This is a genomic window from Micromonospora sp. NBC_01740, assembly GCF_035920365.1.
GTDB lineage: Bacteria > Actinomycetota > Actinomycetes > Mycobacteriales > Micromonosporaceae > Micromonospora > Micromonospora reichwaldensis.
In genome coordinates this window covers 5,806,420-5,826,402 of sequence record NZ_CP109150.1, presented here as the reverse complement: position 1 = coordinate 5,826,402, position 19,983 = coordinate 5,806,420, and the positions used below count along the sequence as shown (strand labels likewise).

Sequence of the window (19,983 nt, the reverse complement as noted above, 5' to 3'; positions counted from 1 at the left end):
GATGGACAAGTACTTCGAGTACCTGCACACGGTGGGCTTCGAGGAGACCAACCTCGTCGGCAACGTGTACTACGTCAACTATCTGCGCTGGCAGGGGCGCTGCCGGGAGATGTTCCTGAAGGAACGGGCGCCGGACGTGCTGGCGGACGTACGCGACGACCTGAAGCTGTTCACCCTCCGGGTCGACTGCGAGTTCTTCGCCGAGATCACCGCGTTCGACGAGCTGTCCATCCGGATGCGCCTGGTGGAGCTGGCGCAGACCCAGCTGGAGTTCAGCTTCGACTACGTCAAGCTCGACCGGGACGGCGGCGAGACGCTGGTGGCCCGGGGCCGGCAGCGCATCGCCTGCATGCGCGGCCCGAACACCCGCACCGCGCCGGCGAGGGTGCCGGAGGCACTGGTGACGGCGCTCGCGCCGTACACCTCGGCGCGGCGCACCTGACGGCGCGAGGAGGAGACGTCGTGGACGTACAGCGAACACTCACCGTCGGGACGCCCGACGTGACGGCACTGCGGCGGGCGTACGGCGCATTCGCGACCGGCGTCACGGTGGTGACCGTCGGCGGTGCCACCCCGCACGGGATGACCGCCAACTCGTTCACCTCGGTGTCGCTCGACCCGCCGTTGGTGCTGGTGTGCGTCGACCGGAACGCGGTGATGCACGCCTGTCTCTCCGAGACCCGGGAGTTCGGGGTCTCGGTGCTGACCGACGACCAGGAGAAGGTGGCCCGGTACTTCGCCGACGGGCGGCGACCGCTCGGCGGCGAGCAGTTCGACCAGGTGGACTGGCGGCCGGGCGCGACGACGGGAGCGCCGCTGATCAGCGGCGCCCTCGCCCACTTCGAGTGCGAGGTGTGGCGTTCCTACGACGGCGGTGACCACACCATCTTCCTCGGCCGGCTGCTCTCCCTGGAGCGCCGGTCGGACGGGGAGGCCCTGCTCTTCCTCTCCGGACGGTTCCGTCAGGTCGAGCGGGAGCGGAGTGAGGCGGCATGACGACGATCGAGGGAGCCGCCCGGCGCACGCCGCCGGGCCCGCCCCGCTCCGCCGGCCTGCAGATGCTGGTCCTGATGGGCCGGGACCGGCTGCGGATGATGACCCTGGCCGCGGAGCGGTACGGCGACGCCGCCCGGCTGCCGGTCGGCCCCAAGCAGCTCTACTTCTTCAACCACCCCGACCACGCCAAGCACGTCCTGTCCGACAACAGCGCCAACTACCAGAAGGGCATCGGCCTGGTGCACGCCCGCCGGGCGCTCGGCGACGGCCTGCTCACCAGCGAGGGTGAGCTGTGGCGCAAGCAGCGCAAGGTGATCCAGCCGGCGTTCCAGAAGGGACGGCTCGCCCAGTACGCGGGGGTGATCGGCGAGGAGGCCGCGCTGCTGGTCGAGCGGCTGGCGGCGCGGGCCGGCGGCCCTCCGGTGGACGTGCTGGAGGAGATGACCACACTGACCCTCGGGGTGCTCGGGCGGACCCTGCTCGACGCCGAGCTGAGCGGCTTCCACGGCGTCGGCGGGTCGTTCGCCGCCGTGCAGGACCAGGCGATGTTCGAGCTGGAGACGCTCAGCGCGGTGCCGCCGTGGATCCCGCTGCCCCGGCAGTTGCGCTTCCGGCGGGCCCGTCGCCACCTCCAGCAGGTCGTCGACGAGCTCGTCGCCGGCCGGGGCCGGAACGTGGACGGCCGCGACGACGTGCTCTCCCGCCTGATCATCTCGACCCGGCTGGAGAAGGACCCGCGGGTGGCCCGGCAGCGGCTGCGCGACGAGCTGGTCACGCTGCTGCTGGCCGGCCACGAGACGACCGCCAGCACGCTGGGCTGGAGCCTGCACCTGCTCGACCGGCATCCGGAGATCCGGCAGCGGGTCCGCGAGGAGGCCGTGACGGTGCTGGGCGACCGGCTGCCCGGGTACGAGGACCTGCACCGGCTGCGCTTCACGGCGATGGTGGTGGAGGAGGCCATCCGGCTCTATCCGCCGGTCTGGCTCCTGCCCCGCAAGGCCCAGCAGGCCGACGAGATCGGCGGGTACCACGTGCCGGCGGGGGCGGACATCCTCATCTCCCCGTACACCCTGCATCGGCATCCCCGGTTCTGGGACGAGCCGGACCGGTTCGACCCGGACCGCTTCGACCCGTCGCGCAGCACGGAGCGCCCCCGGTACGCGTACATCCCGTTCGGCGCCGGCCCACGGTTCTGCGTGGGCAACAACCTGGGCATGATGGAGGCCACCCTCGTCCTGGCCATGCTGCTGCGGGACGTGCGCCTGGCCGGGGTGCCGGGCCGTCCGGTGGTGCCCGAGCCGATGCTGTCGCTGCGGGTGCGCGGCGGGCTGCCGATGACGGTGCACAAGGTCGACTGATTGTCGCGCAGCGGTCCCGCGGGCGCCACGGCGTCCGCGGGACCGCTGCGTGTCCGCCCGGGCGTCCGCACCGCCCCGGACGGACGCCGGCTCCGCGCTGGCGTGACGCGGGGACGTGGACGCGGGGCGTGACGGGAGCGCCGGCGTGACGCGGGGGAGCGCGTGAACGGGGCGTGACGCGAACGGGGGCGTGACGCCGGGGAGCGGCGTGAACGGGGCGTGACGCGGCGGCGTGCACAGGGGGCGTGACGCGGGGGCGGCGTGCACGAGGCGGTCCGTCGGCGGACATGGCGGTACCCCGGCCGTCGACGCCGTTGCTGGCGCCGGCGGCCGGGGTACCTCGTGGCCGACCGCGGGTGACGCGGCGGTGGGGAGCGCCGCCCGAGGGGTACGCGGTGCTCCGCCGGGGGCGGGTCAGGCCGCGTACACCTCGGCCCGGTTCTCCCCCTGGGCCTGGCGTTCGCTCGCCGCCTTCCGGCTGTCGAGCAGGGCCAGGAGCACCGGTGGGTCTATCTTGGACACCTCCTTGAGGTGGGCGTCCGCGGTCAGGGTCTGCCGGCCGCGGACGACCAGCGGACCCACCGCGGACACCATCATGGTGTCCTGCTGGAGCCGGAGCACGTCGCCCGAGACGGAGTGGCACAGCAGGTACCAGGTGCCGTCGGGCACGTTCACGAAGCGGTAGACGCCCGGCGACTCCATGATGGCGCAGCGTGCTGGCGGGCCCTCGGGGATGCGGTGCTGGAACAGCCCCATGAAGATGAGCCCGGGCACCGGCCCGCGGGCGGGGGCGGTGACCCGCCCGGTGATGGTGCCGTGCGTCTGGCCCGACGGGCGTTGGGTGGGGATGCGCGGGGCGAAGCCGCCCATCCGCCGGTACGTGGTGGGTGGCAGGCCGACGCTCTTGGTGAACCTGGTGCTGAACGTGCCGACGCTGTTGTAGCCCACCCGGAGGCTGATGTCCGTGACGTTGAGCCTGGTCGTGGTGAGCAGCCGCTTGGCCTCCTGCAGGCGGATCGCGGACAGGAACCGACCGGGCGAGATGCCGGTGACCCGCTGGAAGATCCGCGTGAAGTGGAACTTGCTGAACATGGCTGCGCGTGCCATGTCGTCCACCGTCAACTGCTCCGATAAATTGCTGCGCATCGTGTCGATCGCTCGTTCCACTGCCTGCTCTGCGCTGTCGTGCATTTGTCTCCCCCGGATTGCGGACAATCCCAATGTGTGGATGTGGCGAATTGGGCCGAGTCATTTGGGAGCATCGACCGCCACTATTCCCCGCTAACCGCAGTCGATGCTAGCCGAGGCCGGACGGCCGGTCAACACGTTCTGCGTTCGGAGAGTAGCGCGGAGTGACGAGGGGGGGCTTATCAATTCTTGCCCAGAATTGGCAAGTGCCACTGTACGTTCCGGATGAAGATCGCTAGGATTGCGCTTCGTATTGTGGAACTCGCCAGTATCCGCGCCGCCTTCTATCAATCCTTAGCGTAATTTTTCGGACATCGGCGGCGCGTTCCGATGCGTGGCGATCAAGTGGCCCGCGCCCCCGTCGCCGGCGTGTCCGATCCGTCGTGGATGAGCATCGATCAATGGCTAGCGATCGATCTCTATGGCAAGATTGCCCAAACGTTCGCCAGGGCGGAGGACGCGTGCGTATCTCGGAGCTCAGTCGACAGAGTGGCGTGTCGGTCCCGACGATCAAGTTCTATCTGCGTGAGGGATTGCTTCCGGCGGGCCTGCCCACCGGTCGCAACCAGGCGGACTACAGCGAGCGGCACCTGCGCCGGATCCGACTGATCCGGACCCTGAGCGGGATCGCCGGGCTCGACCTCTCCTCGGTCCGGGAGATCCTGGCGGCCATCGACGACGACGAGGTCAGCCTGCGCGACGCGTACCAGGTGCTGGACCGCGCCCTCTACCTCGACGGGTCGGAGACCCTGGGCAGGGCCGCCGTGGACTGCGCACGCACGGAGGTGGCCGAGTTCGCCGACTCGCTCGGCTGGTCCCGCGAGACCAGTGCCTCCGGCGGCGAGGTGCTGGCACAGGTGCTGGCCGGGCTGCGCAGCCTCGGCTGTGAGGCCGACGCCCCCTTCTTCCTCGCCTACGCCCGCGCCGCCGAGCAGCTCGTCGTCGCGGAGCTCGACCTGCTCGCCGGCGACGGCGGGACCGAGAAGGGTCCCGCGATCGTGCGCAGCGTCCTGTTCGGGGTCGCCCTGTCCGCCCTGCGCCGCATGGCGCACGAGCACCACGCCGCCCTGCGATTCCCACTGAATGCGGTTGAGTGCGGTCCTCGAACGGGTGAGATGCCGGATCCAACCGGCCGGTAACGTGTGCGCGCCCCTCGGCCACTGAGCAACTTTTGAGAAGAACTCAAGCCGTGCTCCCGCGACCATAAGTGGGCCGGCGGCGACTTTCGCGGCCGGTTCACCAGGCATCGTGAAGGGACCGCACGCCATGCCTCGATCGGCTGAGAATGGGCAGCGCCGGCTACGTACGCCGTAGCGCTCCGCGTGAGTGAATGCCCCGTTCCTGCGGCAATGAACTGCCGATGGATGACAGCGATAAAATTGTCGCCGGGACAATTCACTCCATTTCTCGGTCGGCGACACTGCCCGTCGCCAGACCCGGCCGCACGGCGAGATCAGCCGCTGCACGGCACGGGTGGTGGCCCAATCTGGAGGGGAACCCCTTGCCATCCCAACCCGTCGGCGCCATCCGCCGAATCATTCCCGCTGTCTTCGTGTTGGTCCTCGTGGCCGCGTTCTTCGCCGTCGCCCGGCTGCCCAGCGCGTCGGCCGAGGAGCGCCAGACGCTGGCGTCGCGGTTCGGCTTCACCGAGCTGCCGATCGCGCTGCCGCCCGGCCTTCCCGAGCGCTCCGTGCGGCCCGTCAATCCCGAGTACGAGCACATCCGCGCCTGGGTGTCGTCAGTCGGCGCCGCCGTCGCGGCCAACGACCTCGACGGCGACATGATCGCCAACGACCTCTGTCTGGTCGACACCCGCAGCGACAGCGTCATCGTCACGCCGTCGCCCGACGGGCCCGCCCGGTACGCGCCCTTCGTGCTGGACCCCGCGCCACTGCCCACCCACAAGTCGATGGCGCCGATGGGCTGCGTGCCCGGCGACTTCAACGGCGACGGCCGCACCGACCTGCTCGCCTACTACTGGGGTCGTACGCCGGTGCTGTTCCTGCACCGCGCCTCCGCCGCCGGACCGCTGGCCCTGGGGACCTACCACCCCACCGAACTGATCGGCCAGCCGTCCTCCTCCGGCGGCGAGTACCAGGGCAAGTTCTGGAACACCAACGCGGTCGCGGTCGCGGACTTCGACGGCGACGGCCGGCCGGACATCGGCGTCTTCAACTACTTCCCCGACAGCCAGGTGCTCGACCCGGCCGGCCAGCCGAACGTCGAGATGAACCACTCGCTGTCCCGGGCGCAGAACGCCGGCGGGGCGCACGTGCTGCGCTGGACCGCCGCCACCAGCGGCGACAACCCGACCGCGACGTACGTCGAGCAGTCCGCCATCCCGCCGCAGTACGCGACCGGCTGGACCCTCGGCGCCGGTTCCGCCGACATCGACGGCGACCTGCTGCCCGAGCTGTACCTGGCCAACGACTTCGGACGGGACCGCTTCTTCCACAACGTCTCCACGCCGGGGCAGATCCGCTTCGCGATGGCGGAGGGACGCCGCGGCGCGCTCACCCCGAAGTCCATGGTGGTCGGCCACGACTCGTTCAAGGGCATGTCCATCGAGTTCGGTGACCTCGGCGGCACCGGCAAGTTCGACATGTTCGTCAGCAACATCACCACCTCCTGGGGCTTGGAGGAGAGCAACTTCGTCTGGCGCAACAACTCGTCGAGCCTGGCCGACGCCCGCAAGCGGTTGAGCGAGGGCAAGGCCGTCTTCGACAACAAGGCCGCCGAACTCAACATGGCCTGGGTCGGCTGGGGCTGGGACGCCAAGATCGCGGACTTCGACAACAGCGGCGAGATGTCGGTGGTCCAGACCGCCGGGTTCGTCAAGGGCAAGATCAATCGTTGGTCCTGGTTGCAGGAACTGGCCATGAGCAACGACCTCATGCTCCGTAACCCGGCCATGTGGCCCAAGGCCGAGCCGGGCGACGACATCGCCGGCTCCGAGCCGTTCGCGTTCTGGGTGCGGGAGAAGAACGGACGCTACGCGAACATCAGCGCCGAGCTCGGCATGACCGACAGCACCCCCAGCCGTGGGGTGGCCGTCGCCGACACCAACGGCGACGGGGGTCAGGACTTCGCGGTGGCCCGCCAGTGGGGCGCCCCGTCCTACTACCGCAACGACAAGCCCGGCAACGGCAACTTCCTCGGCCTGCGCCTGTGCCGCCCCGGTGAGGACGGCCGCGGCACGCCCGCGTACGGGGCCCAGGTCCGGGTGAAGACCGCGGACGGTCGTACCCGCGTCGCCCAGCTCGACGGCGGCAGCGGCCACTCGGGCAAGCGCAGCTTCGACGTCTTCTTCGGTCTCGGTGACGCCGGCGCCAAGCCGGTCTCGGCGGAGATCGCCTGGCGCGACCTGAACGGTGGCGTGCACAAGCAGACCCTCGACCTCGCCGCGGGCTGGCACACGATCATGCTCACGGACAAAGCCCAGGAGATGAACGCCAAATGACCGACGTCCGAGACAGCGCCCGCACCGACACCGACGTGAGGGGGGTGGGGGGCACCGCGGTCGCCGACGCCCCGGTCGGCCCGGCGCCGACCGTCACCTTCGACCGTAACGCGGCGGTGGCGGCCACGCCCGGAGCTCCCCCGAGGGTCGACCGGCGGGACCCCCGCTACCTGGCCCTGCGCAACTTCGCCCTCTCCATGAGCATCTTCAACATCCTCGGCTACACGGTGCTCGGCTTCGAGCAGCCCTGGACCTGGCCGCTGCTCGCCCTGGCGGTCGGTTACGCCACCGAGATCGTGGTCGAGCTGGTCACCGCCCGCGCCAACAAGCGCCCCGCCGCCTTCACCGGCAACGGCGCCTGGGGCATGTACACGTTCCTGCTGCCCACCCACATCACCGCGCTCGCCGCGAACATGCTGCTCTACGCCAACGACAACTTCTGGCCGATCGCCTTCGCGGTGGTCGTCGCCATCGGCCAGAAGGCGATCTTCCTGGCGCCGATCAAGGGCCGCATGCGGCACTTCATGAACCCGTCGAACTTCGGCATCACGGTGACCCTGGTGGCCTTCTCCTGGGTCAACATCGCCCCGCCGTACCACTTCACCGAGGACGTCCCGGACATGATCCGGATCCTCGTGCCGCTGGTCATCCTGACGGCCGGCACGGTGCTCAACGGGGTGCTGACCAAGAAGATCCCGCTGGTCGTGGGCTGGGTGGGCGGCTTCGTCATCCAGGCGCTCGTGCGGCACTTCATCTGGGACGTCGCCCTCTGGGCGGCCCTGCTGCCGATCACCGGTGTCGCGTTCGTGCTCTTCACCAACTACATGATCACCGACCCGGGCACGACGCCCAGCTCGGGTCGGGCCCAGTTCATGTTCGGCGCGAGCGTCGCCGGCGTGTACGGCGTGCTGATCACCTTCAACGTCGTCTACACGCTCTTCTTCGCCGTGACGATCGTCTGTCTCGCCCGGGGCCTGCTCTGGTGGGGCATCTGGCTGCGTGACCGCTCCCGGCGTGCGAACACGCCGGAGGCGCGGCCCGCCGTCACCTGACGCACGGGCGGTCCGTCGCCGGCGCGGCCCTGGGTGGGCGCGCCGGCGACGGACCTCGTTCCGACCGACCCGCATGGCAGAGAGGAGAGCGAGGCGATGAGCGTGCACCACAGCCCGCAGGCCCCACCGCGAGGTGTGCCGCCGCAATCCGTACCCCGGCCGGTGGCCCGCCCCGGACGGACGGCGGTGATCAGCGCCGCGGCGGGCGTGCTGCTCGCCGTGCTCTGGTCGTTCGAGCTGGTGGACTCGGTGATCGGCGACACCGTCGCCGACACCCTGTTGGGCCACGACGCGAAGGGCACCGCCATCACCGGCACCGCGGCGGGGCTGCTGTTCGCCTTCGTGTCCGGCTTCGCCGGTACCTTCACCGCCTGCAACATCGCGATGGCGGCCTCGGTCGGCCCGATGAGCCAGGCCGGCGCGGCCGGGCACCGACACGGCGTACGGTCGCTGCTGCGGCCCGTCGCCTGGTTGACGGTCGGCATGCTGGCGGTGTCGGCGACCTACGGCGCGCTCGGGGTGCTGCTCGGCGAACGGCTGCCGCAGCTGTCCACCGACACCGTGGGCGGGATGCCCGTACGCCTGATCCAGTCGTCGGTGGTCTTCGGCCTGATCGGCCTCGCGCTGACCTACCTCGGGCTGGCGGCCCTCGGCCTGCTGCCCGACGTCTTCGCGCGCCGGCCGGTGGCGCGGGTGGTCGTCATGGGCGCCCTGGTCGGGGGGTTCCTGGTCGGCCGGCCGTACCCGCTGTTCAACAAGCTGTTCCACTGGGCCGTCGACACCGGCAACCCGGGGTACGGGGCGCTCGCCTTCGCCCTCCAGTCGCTGGGCAACGTGCTGATCGTCGCGGCGCTCTTCGCGGTCCTGATCCTGGCCAGCCGGGGTCGGTTCCTCGCCTGGATGGCGTCGCCGCGCCGGGCCGCGACCGTGACCGGCGCGCTGCTGGTCGCGCTGGGCGTCTTCACCGTCGTGTACTGGGACCTGCGCGTGCCCGCGATCTTCGGTGTGGGCTGGTTCCCGACGATGCCGTACAACTGACCGGCGCGACGACCGACGGCGCCCCCGGTCCGGGCTGGACCGGGGGCGCCGTCGGCCCGGTCAACGGGCGTTGCCGGGCACCGGCCCCGGGGCGCGCGCGGGGCTGCCGGTGCCGGCCGTGCGCCGGGCACGCCCGGCGGTGGCCGCCATCCAGCCGGTTGTGATCAGCAGCAGGGCCGCGATGTAGGTGGTCATCACGGCCAGGCCGTGGCCGGGGATCCGGGAGCCGGCGGCGTCCATCCCGATCAACAGGTCGGAGACCAGGAACAGCCCACCGCCCAGGGCCACGCGCCGGGAGACGCCGGCCGCGGCGGCGGCCATCAGGCTGAGCGCGAGGCTGTAGCCGAGCACTGGCAGCCGCAGCGGGCCGAGGGAGTTCCACAGCACCAGGTTCGCCGCCACCCAGCAGGCGAGGTAGGCGGCGACCGCGACGACCGGCGGGCGCCGGTGGCGCAGGAAGGCGGTCAGGAAGGCCACCTGGGTGCCGAGGAAGCAGCCCATGCCGACGAGGAACGCCGTGTCGCCGGAGACCAGCAGCGCGATGTCGCCGCCGGTCGCGAAGACCAGCCCGACGGCCACGGGGTCGACGCGTCGGCGTACCCGCAGCAGGTGGACCAGCAGCACCGGCGCGAGCAGGGGCTTGGCCAGCCACTGCAGGAGGGTCGAGTCGGTCGCCACGCCGATCAGCTCGACGGCGGCCACCACGCCGAACAGCCAGAGGATGCTCATCGGGCCACCGCCGGCTGCGCCTGCGGGGTGGGCTGCCAGCCCGGCCGGCCGAACACGTGGCCGAGACGGTGCCGCCAGGACGAGGCGGCCCGGGCGTCGGCCCAGATCGCCCGGTACTCGTGCGTCGCCACCCGCAGCGGGTTGTACGTGCCGACGTTCTTGGTCAGGCCGTAGCGGACGGTGGCCCGCTCGGGCTTGAACGTGCCGAACAGCCGGTCCCAGACGATCAGGATGCCGCCGTAGTTGCGGTCTAGGTACTCGGCGTTGGCGCCGTGGTGGACCCGGTGGTGCGAGGGCGTGTTGAAGAACCACTCGACGGGCCGGGGCAGCCGGCCGACCCGCTCGGTGTGCAGGAAGAACTGGTACAGCAGGCTGACCGACTGCTGAAGGAAGATCATCCAGGGCGGGATGCCGAGCAGCGCCAGGCCCAGCCAGAACGGTACGGACGTCATCGGGGTCCAGCTCTGCCGCAGGGCCGTGGAGAGGTTGAAGAAGACGCTGGAGTGGTGCACCACGTGCCCGGCCCAGAGCAGCCGCACCTCGTGGTGGGAGCGGTGGAACCAGTAGTAGGCGAGGTCGTCGGCGAAGAACAGCAGCACCCACGTCCAGACGCTGGTGGGGGAGAGCTGGATCGGCGTGACGGTGTACGCGGCGGCGTAGAGGCCGATCGTCGCCAGCTTCCACGGCACGCCGATGACCTGGCTGCCGGCACCCATGGTCAGGCTGGTGGCGGTGTCGCGCAGCTCGTACCCGCGTTCGCCGTCGTCGGGGGCGAACCGGTAGGAGAGCGCCTCGACGACGATGAGGAGCAGGAACGCCGGTACGGCGTAGAGCACGGCGGGGATCATGCCCGGGCTTCCCTTCTCGGTGCTGCGGCGGGGGTGGTGAGGGGGGCGGTGAGCAGGGCCCGTGCCTCGCGGGCGGCGTCGGCGGACCGGCCGGTGACGACGGCGTCGGCGAGCCGGCGGTGTCCCGCGACGTCGAGCAGCTCCGCGGCGCGCCGCTGCGGGGGCACCTCGCCGACGGCGAGCGCGCCGGCCACGAGGCTGTTGAAGGCCAGCAGGTAGGCGGTGTTGCCGGAGCCGGCGACGATGTGTCGCCAGAGCACGATGGTGGCCTCGCCCATCCCGGTCAGATCCGGCGCGAGGCCCGCGTACTCCTCGACGGCCCGCAGGATCGCGGCCCGCACCGCCGGGTCGCCGCGCTCGGCGCAGAGCCGGGCCGCGTCGACGCCGATGCAGGCCCGCATCTCCAGCATGTCGCGGACCAGGGTGTCCACCGGGAGGGTGTCGTGGAAGCGGGTGAGCGACAGGGCGAGGTCGAGCCCGGCGTGCACCCGCCAGTCCAGCACCCGGGTGGCGTCGCCCTGGCTGACCCGCACCAGGCCGAGCTGCTGAAGGCGGCGCAGGGCCTCCCGCACGGCGTGCCGGTTGACCCCGAAGGTGGCGGCCAGCTCCCGCTCGCCGGGCAGCGCCTCGTCCGGGCGGTAGACGCCGCTGACGATCGCGTCGCGGATCTGGCCGAAGACGTGGTCGGAGACCGACGAGCGGGGGACGGGAGCGAACGCCATGCCGTGGAGTGTGGGGCAGACCACATCAACCCGTCAACTGGTTGGACCAGTCGATTCGACGCTTGCTATGCAACGAGTTGCATAGCAGGATGGCGGGCATGGCGCTCGAACACGCGATCCTGGTCTCCCTGCTCGAACGGCCGGGCTCCGGCTACGAGCTGGCCCGGCGTTTCGAGCGCTCCATCGGCCGCTTCTGGACGGCCACCCACCAGCAGATCTACCGGGTGCTGAAGCGGATGGAGGCCGACGGCTGGGTCACCGCCGAGGAGATCGGCCAGGCGGGCCGCCCCGACAAGCGGTCCTTCTCGGTGGCGCCGGCCGGCCGGGCCGCGCTGGTGGACTGGCTGCGCGCGCCCGTCCAACCCGAGGCGGTCCGGCACGAACTGGCCGTCAAGATCCGCGGGGCCGCCTTCGACGACGCCGCCGGCCGCGCCGCGCTCGTCGCCGAGGTCGAGCACTACCGCGCCACCCACGAGGAGACGCTCGCCCGCTACCTGGCCGGCGAGCGGCGGGACTTCCCCGACCCCGCCGCGCCCGACGCCGCAGCGGCGCTCCAGCACGTCTTGCTGCGCGGCGGCATCGCGTACGAGCGGATGGTGCTCGCCTGGCTCGACGACGTGCTGGCCACCCTGCGCACCCTGGACGACTGACCCACCCCACCGAAGGGAGTCCCGTCATGGCGGACTCGCTCCTGCTCGACCCGCACAGCTACGACCCCACCCACCTCGACGACACCTCCCGCCGGCTGCTGCGGGCCACCGTCGACTGGTTCGAGGGGCGGGGCAAGAAGGCGCTGCTCGACTCCTACGACCGGCACGAGTGGTACGCCGACTTCCTGGACTTCGCCGCGAAGGAGGGGCTGTTCGCCGCCTTCTGCACGCCGGCCGCCGACGGGGGAGGGGACCCGGCGAGGCGCTGGGACACGGCACGCAACGCCGCGCTCAGCGAGATCCTCGGCTTCTACGGCCTCGGCTACTGGTACACCTGGCAGGTCACGGTGCTCGGCCTCGGTCCGGTCTGGCAGAGCGACAACGCCGCCGCGCGGGCCCGCGCCGCCGGGCTGCTCGCCGACGGCCACGTGATGGCGTTCGCCCTCTCCGAGCGCGCCCACGGCGCGGACATCTACTCCACCGACATGGTCCTCACCCCCGACGGCGACGGCGGGTTCCGCGCCACCGGCGCCAAGTACTACATCGGCAACGGCAACGTCGCCGGACTGGTCTCCGTCTTCGGCCGCCGCGCCGACGTCGAGGGACCGGACGGCTACGTCTTCTTCGCCGCCGACAGCCGCCACCCCGCCTACCACCTGGTCCGCAACGTGGTGAACGCGCAGATGTACGTCAGCGAGTTCCGCCTCCAGGACTACCCGGTGCGCCCCGAGGACGTGCTGCACACCGGGCGGGCCGCGTTCGACGCCGCGCTCAACACCGTCAACGTGGGCAAGTTCAACCTCTGCACCGCCTCGATCGGCATCTGCGAGCACGCCATGTACGAGGCCGTGACCCACGCCCACAACAGGGTCCTCTACGGCCGGCGGGTCACCGACTTCCCGCACGTACGGCGCGAGCTGACCGACGCGTACGCGCGCCTGGTCGCGATGAAGCTGTTCAGCGACCGCGCCGTCGACTACTTCCGCTCGGCGGGCCCGGACGACCGCCGCTACCTGCTGTTCAACCCGATGACCAAGATGAAGGTCACCACCGAGGGCGAGCGGGTCGTCGACCTGCTCTGGGACGTCATCGCCGCCAAGGGCTTCGAGGCGGACACCTACTTCGACAAGGCCGCCAAGGACATCCGCGGGCTGCCCAAGCTCGAAGGGACGGTGCACGTCAACCTCACACTGATCATGAAGTTCATGGCCAACTACCTGTTCCACCCGGCCGAACACCCACCGGTGCCGACCCGGCACGACGCCGCCGACGACGAGTTCCTCTTCCGGCAGGGCCCGGCCCGGGGCCTCGGCACGATCCGGTTCCACGACTGGCGCGCCGCCTACGACGCCCACGCCGAGGTGCCCAACGTCGCCCGCTTCCGCGAGCAGGCCGACGGCTTCTGCGCGCTGCTGGCCGCCCACGCCCCGAGCGAGGAGCAGCAGCGCGACCTCGACTTCCTGCTCGCCCTCGGCCAGCTCTTCGCGCTGATCGTCTACGGCCACCTGATCCTGGAGCAGGCCGAGCTGACCGGCCTGGACCGCGACGTGCTCGACGAGATATTCGACGTCCTGGTCCGCGACTTCTCCGCGTACGCCGTCGACCTGCACGGCCGGGCGGCGACCACCGGGGAGCAGGCCGCCTGGGCGCTGGCGCACGTCCGCCGGCCCGTGGCGGACGCGGGGCGCACGGCGCGGATGTGGGCGCGGGTGGCGGCGCTCAGCGGCGCGTACGAGATGCGCCCCTGACGCTGCGGACCGTGGCGGCCGACGGCCGGCTGCCCGGCGCGGGGCGGTCGGCCGCCGCCGGTCACCACCCGGCGCCGGGTCAGCCGGCCGTGACCACCTGGTTCGCCGGCTGCGGCGCCGGCGCCTCGGCCGGGGCCCGCCCGCCGTCGCCGGGCGCCGCCGCGTCCTCGCTGCCCTCCGGGGCCGCGTCGTCGGCGGGGCGCACCGCCACCGGCACCGGCCGGTCCGGCCTCGGCCGGGCCGCGACCTGCGGGTACTCGGCGGTCTCCGCGCCGCCCGTGGCGGCCGCCATGACCGCCGCCGCGGCCAGGTCGGCGACCCGCTTCGCCTCCCGCTTGACCCGGGCGCGGACCTCCTTGGCGTGCTGCTCGGCGGAGTCCGCGGCCCGGCGCGCCTCGTCGAGGCGGCGCAGCTCGTCGGTCAGCTCCTGCCGGGTCTCGGTGAGGCGCTGCTGCACCTCGGCGAACTCGTGCTCGACGCCGGCGCTCTCCTGCCGCGCCTGGGCCAGCTGCTGCTGGGCGGCGTCCAGCTCGGACTGCATCCGCGCCAGCGCCTCCCGCCGGTCCCGGATGCCCTGCTGTGTCGCGGCGAGTTGCTGCTGGTGGGTCGCGGCCTGCTCGTCCACGTGCTGGCGGACCTTGGCTGCGTACTGCTGGGCCTCCGCGATCAGCGTCGCGATCTCCTGCTCGGCCGCCGTACGCTGGGCGCCGAGCTCCCGCTCGGCGGACGCGAGCTGCTCGGCGATCTCCTGCTCGGCGGCGGCCCGCCGGTCGTTGATCTCCCGCTCCACGCCGGCCTGCCACTGGCCCAGCTCCTGCTGGGTCTTCGCGCGCGCCGCCTGCACCTCCTGCTGGATCTGGGCGCGGGCCGAGGCCAGGAACGCCTCGGACTCGACGCGGGCCTGCTCGACCTGCTGGGCGGTCTGCTCGTCGATCCGCTTCGCCTCCTGCACCGCGTGGTCGTGGGCCGCCTCGCCCGCCGTCCGCAGCCGTTCCGCCGCCTCCCGGATCCTGGCCAGCTCGGCCTGGGCGTTGGCCCGGCGTTCCTCGTGTTCCCGGTCGTGCTCGTCGCGCCGCGCGGCCGCCTCCTCCGTCAGCTCACGCAGCGTCGTGCTGGCCTGCTCGCGGGCCTCGGCGAGCACCCGCTCCGCCTCGCTTTCGAGTTCGGCGGCCCGCTGCCCGGCGGCGTCGGTGATGGCCCCGGCCTGCTTCTCGGCCAGGGCCAGGATCTGGTCGACCATCGGACCGAGGTCGCGGAAGGACGCCCGGTCCGGCTGCGCCGGCCGGTCCCGCAGCTCGGTCGCCTCCGCCCGCAGCCGGTGCACCTCGACGGTCAGCTCCCGCAGCTGGGTCGAGGCCCGTTCCCGCTCCGCGGCCCGCGCCGACCGTTCGCCGTCGACCTGCTCGACGTAGCGGTCCACCTGCCGCTTGTCGTAGCCGCGCAGCGCGAGGTCGAAGCTCGGCCGCGAGGCCGCGTCCTCGCGTGCCGCGAACGGGTCGTCGCCGTGGGACATGCATCCTCCTCCGTACGATCGCGAGCGCCGCGCCGGCGGGAGAGCCGCCCCACGGGCCGTGCTGAGGCGCCACGCTACCGTCGCGGCCGCACGCCCCCGCGAAAAGGGTGACCACATGCGACGGCCCCGCGGGACCGGATGGTCCGCGGGGCCGCCGCCGCCCTGGTGGAGGCTATCGCTTCCTGGCTCTCGCCCTGCCCACCGTCGCCGATGCCGTACGTGCAGGTCTGTTGCAGCCCGCCCGGCCACCGCCCCGGGGGTGACGGTCGGCCCGACCGCCACCCCCGGGTCCGGCTCAGGGGTTGATCCGACCGGCGCCGGCCCCGGCGGTCACGGCCGCCTTGACCCCGCTCGCGTCGTCGAGCCGGTACGGGTAGGGAATGGGGGCGACGTCCCCGGCGCTCTCCGGCGCGCCGGAGTTGGTGAAGATGTTGTTGCGCTGGACCAGGTCACCCGGGTCCGACTCGGCGTAGCCGACGGCGGTGGGGCGGGTCACGTTCTCGAAGTGGTTGCCCTCGACCAGCACCCCGGCGCCCATCGTGGACGCCACGCCGTAGTCCGCGCCGTAGTAGTAGTTGTTGAACACGTGCACCGGGTCACCGAACCGGACGCGCGGGTGGCGCTCCTTGCTCCCGTCGAACCAGTTGTGGTGGTAGGTGACCCGCAGGTGGCCGATGTCGGCCGTGTGCCCGTCGTCGTGGCCGAGCAGCATGCTCTTGGTGTGGTTCGTGACCCGGTTCCACGAGACGGTGACGAAGTCGGAGGCCCGTTTGACGTCCACCGCGCCGTCGTAGCCGCCGTCGAACGTGTTGTGGTCGATCCAGACGTTGCGCGAGCCCTGCACGTTGATCGCGTCGTCGTCCCAGCCCCGGAAGGTCAGGTTGCGGACGATGACGTTGCTCGCGCCGCTGATGTTCAACCCGTTGTCCAGCGTCGCGGCGCCCACGCCGAGCACGGTCTTGTTGCTGCGCACGTCGTTCATCTTGTCGGGCATGGTCAGCGACCCGGTGACCCGGATGACCAGCGGTGACGAGGACTCCAGGGCGTCGGCGAGCGCCTGGCCGTCGGAGACGGTGACGGTCTGGCCGCCGGCCCCGCCGGTGGTGCCGCCGTTCTGGGTCGCCCAGCCGACCAGGTCCCCGGCCGGCGGCAAGGTCGGCGTCGGGGTCGGCGCCGGGGTGCTCGGCGCCGGGGTGGTCGGGTTGCCGGGCAGGCCGACCCGGCCGACCCCGGCCTGCGCCGTGACCACGGCCTTCATGTCGCAGGCCGTGCCCACGGTGTACGCGTACGGCGGGTTGGTCACGCTGCCGCCGGTCTGCCCGGCGCCGGAGTTGACCAGGCAGTTGTTCCTGGCGACCAGTCGGCCGTCGCCGGAGGAGCCCTCCGCCAGGTGGTACGGGTCGTCGACGTTCTCGAAGTGGTTGCCCTCGACGACGACCCCGGCGTTCTCGGTGGACGCGACGCCGTAGTTGCCGGTGTTCAGGTAGTAGTTGTTGTAGACGTGCACCTGGTCGCCGAAGCGCACGCGCGGGTTGCGCTGGTTGGTGTTGTCGAAGAAGTTGTGGTGGTAGGTGACCTTCAGCCGGCCGGTGTCCTGGGCGGCGTTGCCGTCGTCGTGACCGAGCAACATGTTCTTGTCGGTGCCGTCGGCGTGGTTGTAGGAGACCGTCACGTACGACGAGCCGCGCTTGATGTCGACGCCGCCGTCCGCCCCGGTGGTCCAGGTGTTGTGGTCGATCCAGACGTGGTGGGAGAACATCTGCACGTTGATCGCGTCGTCCGCCCAGTTCCGGAAGTTGAGGTTCCGGACGATCACGTTGTGCACGGCGTTGGCGGGCGGCGCGGTGACCGCGTTGTCGATCGGCAGGCCGATGTTCAGGCCGCCGCCGGTGAACCCGGAGTTGGCGCCGACGCCGACGATCGTCTTGTCCGAGGTGACCTCGTGCATCGGGCCGGGCAGCGCGATCATCCCGCTGACCTGGATGATCTTCGGCCCGCTCGATGCCGCCTCGGTGACGAACTGGCTGGCGGTCGAGACCGTGACGGTCGGACCGCCCGCGCCGCCGGTGGTGCCGTTCTGGCCCCACGCGTCGACCGAGGCCCAGCCGTCGGCCACGTTGGTGCCGGGGTTGCCCGGGTCGCCGGTCGGCGACGGCGTCGGGTTGGTCGGCGTCGGCGTGGGGCCGGCGCCGCCCGAGTCGACCCGCACGTCGTCGAAGTCGGCGCTGGCGTAGAACGTCGCGACGCCGATCCGGCCGCTGGCGTACGAGGTGTCGGTCGCCTCGGCGAGCAGGGCGCCGTTCACGTACCCCTTGAGCGAGCCGCCGGCCACGTCCAGCCGCACGGTGTAGGTCGTCCCGGTGCCGACCGGCAGGGCGGCGGTGTCCAGCATGGTGGCGGAGCCGCCGCTCAGCCGCTTGAGCTCGACCGTGTTGTTGCTGCGCAGCGCGAGGTAGTAGTAGCTGGTGCTGCTCTGCACCCGGGCGAGCAGCGCGACGAACCGGTTCGATCCGTTGAACGCCGTCGGCCGGACGGTCGTCTGGACGGAGTAGTCCGTCCAGCTCGAGGTGCCGGCCAGCGAGCGGGCGTCGCTGCTGGTGCCGCCCTGTCGCAGCGCCCGCGCGCTGCCGCCGGTCACCGACCAGCTTCCGCCGGAGGCCGTCCAGCCGGACGAGTTGCCGTCGGAGAAGTCGTCGGAGAAGAGCGTGTCGGCGTGGGCTGTGGCGGCCATGCCGACGGTGAGGGCGACCGCGAGGAACGCGGCCCCGATCGCGGTGAGGAACCCTCGGCGGTGCCTCCGCCGACGAGTGTCGGAGTGGTGCACGGGACCTCCCTGGTGGTGATCAAATGATCGATGAACATCGATCCCTGAGGGTGTGGTGCGCCGTGGACCGCCGGGCCGATGCCCGGCGCCGAACCGCGCCCGGCGGTCCGCGGAGGGGCGGTCAGTAGGGGAGCTTGCCGGTGCCGGCGCCGGCCGTGACGACGGACTTCACGGTGGCCGGCTCGGTCAGGGTGTACGGGTAGAACGTGCGCGGCTCCTGGACGGTGCCGCCCGCGTCGCCGGGCTCGCTGGTACCGGCGAGCACGTTGTCGCGGGCGATCATGCGGCCCCGGTCCCCGGAGTAGCTGATCGACCAGGGCACCTCGACGTCCTCGAAGTAGTTGCCCTCGACCACGCAGCCGGAGTCGAGCTGGCAGGCCACCCCGACGTCGGTGTTGTAGACGAAGTAGTTGTTGAACACGTGCACGGGATCGCCGTAGCGGACCCGGGGGTTGCGCTGCGGCGTGCGGTCGAACCAGTTGTGGTGGTAGGTGACCTTCAGGTTGCCGACGTCCTGGGCGGCGTTGCGGTCGTCGTGGCCGAGCAGCATGTTCTTCGTGTGGTGGTGGGTGTGGTTCCAGGACACGGTGACGTAGCTGGACCCGCGCTTGACGTCGATCAGCCCGTCGTAGCCGTACGCCAGGTCGTTGTGGTCGATCCACACGTGGTGCGAGAACATCTGCACGTTGATCGCGTCGTCGACGGTGTTGCGGAAGTTCAGGTTCCGCACGATCACGTTGTGCACGGCGTTCGCCGGCGGGCTGGTCGCGTCGCTGACCGGCAGGCCGATGTTCAGGCCGCCGCCGGTGATGCCGGAGTTCGCGCCGACGCCGACGATCGTCTTGTCCGAGGTGACGTCGTGCATCGGGCCGGGCAGCGCGATCATCCCGTCCACCCGCACGGTCAGCGGGCCGGCCGTGCCGATCGCGGCGAGGAGCTCGGCGGCCGTGTCCACCGTGACGGTCGGGCCGCCGGCCCCGCCGGTGGTGCCGTTCTGGCCGAGCGCGTGCACCGAGGCGAAGCCGATCGGCGGGGCGCCCGGATCGATCGGGGGCCCGGTCGGCGGCAGGGTGGGCCCGCCGGTCGGCGTGGCCGTGGGCGGGGCGCCGGTGGCCGTGTCCACCTGGACGTCGTCGAAGGTGGCGCTCGCGTACGAGGTGGCCAGGCCGGTCCGTCCCGCGGCGAACGCGCCGTCGGTGGCCTGCACCCGTAGCGTGCCGTCGACGTAGCCGCGCAGCGAGCTGCCGACCGCCTCCAGCCGCAGCGTCGCCCAGCTGCCGACGGTGATCCCGGCCGGGGCGGAGCCCAGCGACACCGGGTCGCCGCCGGAGCGGCGGATCAGCTGCACGCCACCGCTCGCGGTCACCACCAGCGCGTAGTAGCTGCTGCTGCTCTGCGCCCGGGCGATCACCCCGGCGTGCCGGTTCGCCCCGCCGAAGCCCGTCGGCCGGACCCGGGCCTGCACCCCGTAGTCGGTCCAGGTGCCCGCGCCGGCCAGGGCCCGGGCGTCGCTGCTGGTGCCGGACTGCCGGTAGGCGTACGAGCCGTCGGTCACCACCGACCAGCTGCCGCCGGAGCGGGACCACCCGTCGGCCGCGCCGTCGGAGAACGTGTCGCTGAACAGGGTGTCGGCGTGCGCCGACGAGGTGGTCGCGAGCACCGTGCCGACGGCCAGGGCGCCGGCGGTGAGCGCCGCGCCGAGCAGCCTCGGTGTGCGCGTCCGGGAGCGGGGTGTCCGGTTCATGGTGCACCTCCTGGTGGTGGGGGGGGGTGTGCACCGGTGGGCCGCCGCGCTGAGCGCCGGACGCGGCGGCCCACCGGCCGTCCGGCCGCCGCGCACCACGGCGCGGCGGCCGG

General features: G+C 71.9%; 16 protein-coding genes. 9 read left to right on the top strand and 7 right to left on the bottom strand.

Going from position 1 to position 19,983, the window contains the following annotated elements; all coding sequences use genetic code 11:
• Position 1: 1 nt before the first annotated feature.
• The 3 genes from OG989_RS25790 to OG989_RS25780 are packed head-to-tail and all read left to right on the top strand — an operon-like array spanning position 2 to position 2,354.
• Positions 2–442 carry an acyl-CoA thioesterase gene (locus tag OG989_RS25790; protein ID WP_132238187.1) on the top strand — a complete coding sequence of 147 codons (441 nt, stop codon included), beginning with the start codon at positions 2–4 and terminating at the stop codon, positions 440–442.
• 20 nt (positions 443–462) lie between these two features.
• On the top strand, positions 463–996 hold the full coding sequence (locus OG989_RS25785; protein WP_151453270.1) for a flavin reductase family protein: 534 nt from the start codon (positions 463–465) through the stop codon (positions 994–996).
• Positions 993–2,354 carry a cytochrome P450 gene (locus tag OG989_RS25780; protein ID WP_151453269.1) on the top strand — a complete coding sequence of 454 codons (1,362 nt, stop codon included), beginning with the start codon at positions 993–995 and terminating at the stop codon, positions 2,352–2,354. The genes OG989_RS25785 and OG989_RS25780 overlap by 4 nt, the downstream gene beginning before the upstream one ends.
• A gap of 414 nt (positions 2,355–2,768) precedes the next feature.
• On the opposite strand, the gene OG989_RS25775 is transcribed toward OG989_RS25780, so the two are convergent.
• Positions 2,769–3,545, bottom strand: coding sequence for a helix-turn-helix domain-containing protein (locus OG989_RS25775; RefSeq protein ID WP_151453268.1), 777 nt, complete (start codon positions 3,543–3,545; stop codon positions 2,769–2,771).
• Between the two features lie 458 nt (positions 3,546–4,003).
• Between OG989_RS25775 and OG989_RS25770 the strand changes: the two genes are divergently transcribed.
• The 4 genes from OG989_RS25770 to OG989_RS25755 all read left to right on the top strand — a co-directional run bounded on the left by OG989_RS25770 (position 4,004) and on the right by OG989_RS25755 (position 9,092).
• The gene (locus OG989_RS25770; protein ID WP_151453267.1) at positions 4,004–4,681 is read left to right on the top strand and encodes a MerR family transcriptional regulator; all 678 of its coding nucleotides are present in this window, start codon (positions 4,004–4,006) and stop codon (positions 4,679–4,681) included.
• A 413-nt stretch (positions 4,682–5,094) separates the two neighbouring features.
• The gene (locus OG989_RS25765; RefSeq protein ID WP_327028747.1) at positions 5,095–7,002 is read left to right on the top strand and encodes a CRTAC1 family protein; all 1,908 of its coding nucleotides are present in this window, start codon (positions 5,095–5,097) and stop codon (positions 7,000–7,002) included.
• Positions 6,999–8,054 carry an enediyne biosynthesis protein gene (locus tag OG989_RS25760; protein ID WP_151453265.1) on the top strand — a complete coding sequence of 352 codons (1,056 nt, stop codon included), beginning with the start codon at positions 6,999–7,001 and terminating at the stop codon, positions 8,052–8,054. The genes OG989_RS25765 and OG989_RS25760 overlap by 4 nt, the downstream gene beginning before the upstream one ends.
• A 96-nt stretch (positions 8,055–8,150) precedes the next feature.
• On the top strand, positions 8,151–9,092 hold the full coding sequence (locus OG989_RS25755) for a hypothetical protein (RefSeq protein WP_327028746.1): 942 nt from the start codon (positions 8,151–8,153) through the stop codon (positions 9,090–9,092).
• Positions 9,093–9,152: 60 nt separating this feature from the next.
• On the opposite strand, the gene OG989_RS25750 is transcribed toward OG989_RS25755, so the two are convergent.
• The 3 genes from OG989_RS25750 to OG989_RS25740 are packed head-to-tail and all read right to left on the bottom strand — an operon-like array spanning position 9,153 to position 11,391.
• On the bottom strand, positions 9,153–9,821 hold the full coding sequence (locus OG989_RS25750; RefSeq protein ID WP_151453264.1) for a lysoplasmalogenase: 669 nt from the start codon (positions 9,819–9,821) through the stop codon (positions 9,153–9,155).
• Positions 9,818–10,669, bottom strand: a complete 852-nt coding sequence (locus OG989_RS25745) for a sterol desaturase family protein (RefSeq protein ID WP_327028745.1) — start codon at positions 10,667–10,669, stop codon at positions 9,818–9,820. Before OG989_RS25745 ends, OG989_RS25750 begins: the two co-directional genes overlap by 4 nt.
• Positions 10,666–11,391, bottom strand: a complete 726-nt coding sequence (locus OG989_RS25740; protein ID WP_151453262.1) for a FadR/GntR family transcriptional regulator — start codon at positions 11,389–11,391, stop codon at positions 10,666–10,668. Before OG989_RS25740 ends, OG989_RS25745 begins: the two co-directional genes overlap by 4 nt.
• A gap of 98 nt (positions 11,392–11,489) precedes the next feature.
• On the opposite strand from OG989_RS25740, the gene OG989_RS25735 reads away from it, so the two are divergent.
• Positions 11,490–12,041: a PadR family transcriptional regulator gene (locus tag OG989_RS25735; protein WP_327028744.1), complete on the top strand. Its 552-nt coding sequence runs from the start codon at positions 11,490–11,492 to the stop codon at positions 12,039–12,041.
• Between the two features lie 26 nt (positions 12,042–12,067).
• On the top strand, positions 12,068–13,789 hold the full coding sequence (locus OG989_RS25730) for an acyl-CoA dehydrogenase family protein (RefSeq protein WP_327028743.1): 1,722 nt from the start codon (positions 12,068–12,070) through the stop codon (positions 13,787–13,789).
• A 79-nt stretch (positions 13,790–13,868) separates the two neighbouring features.
• Here OG989_RS25730 and OG989_RS25725 read toward each other — a convergent pair whose 3' ends face one another.
• From OG989_RS25725 to OG989_RS25715, 3 genes are all read right to left on the bottom strand, one after another.
• Positions 13,869–15,302 (bottom strand): hypothetical protein, encoded by a 1,434-nt coding sequence (locus tag OG989_RS25725; protein WP_327028742.1) that lies wholly within the window; start codon positions 15,300–15,302, stop codon positions 13,869–13,871.
• A 295-nt stretch (positions 15,303–15,597) separates the two neighbouring features.
• Positions 15,598–18,126 (bottom strand): pectate lyase family protein, encoded by a 2,529-nt coding sequence (locus OG989_RS25720; RefSeq protein WP_327028741.1) that lies wholly within the window; start codon positions 18,124–18,126, stop codon positions 15,598–15,600.
• A gap of 121 nt (positions 18,127–18,247) precedes the next feature.
• Positions 18,248–19,870: a pectate lyase family protein gene (locus OG989_RS25715; protein WP_327028740.1), complete on the bottom strand. Its 1,623-nt coding sequence runs from the start codon at positions 19,868–19,870 to the stop codon at positions 18,248–18,250.
• Positions 19,871–19,983: the final 113 nt, after the last annotated feature.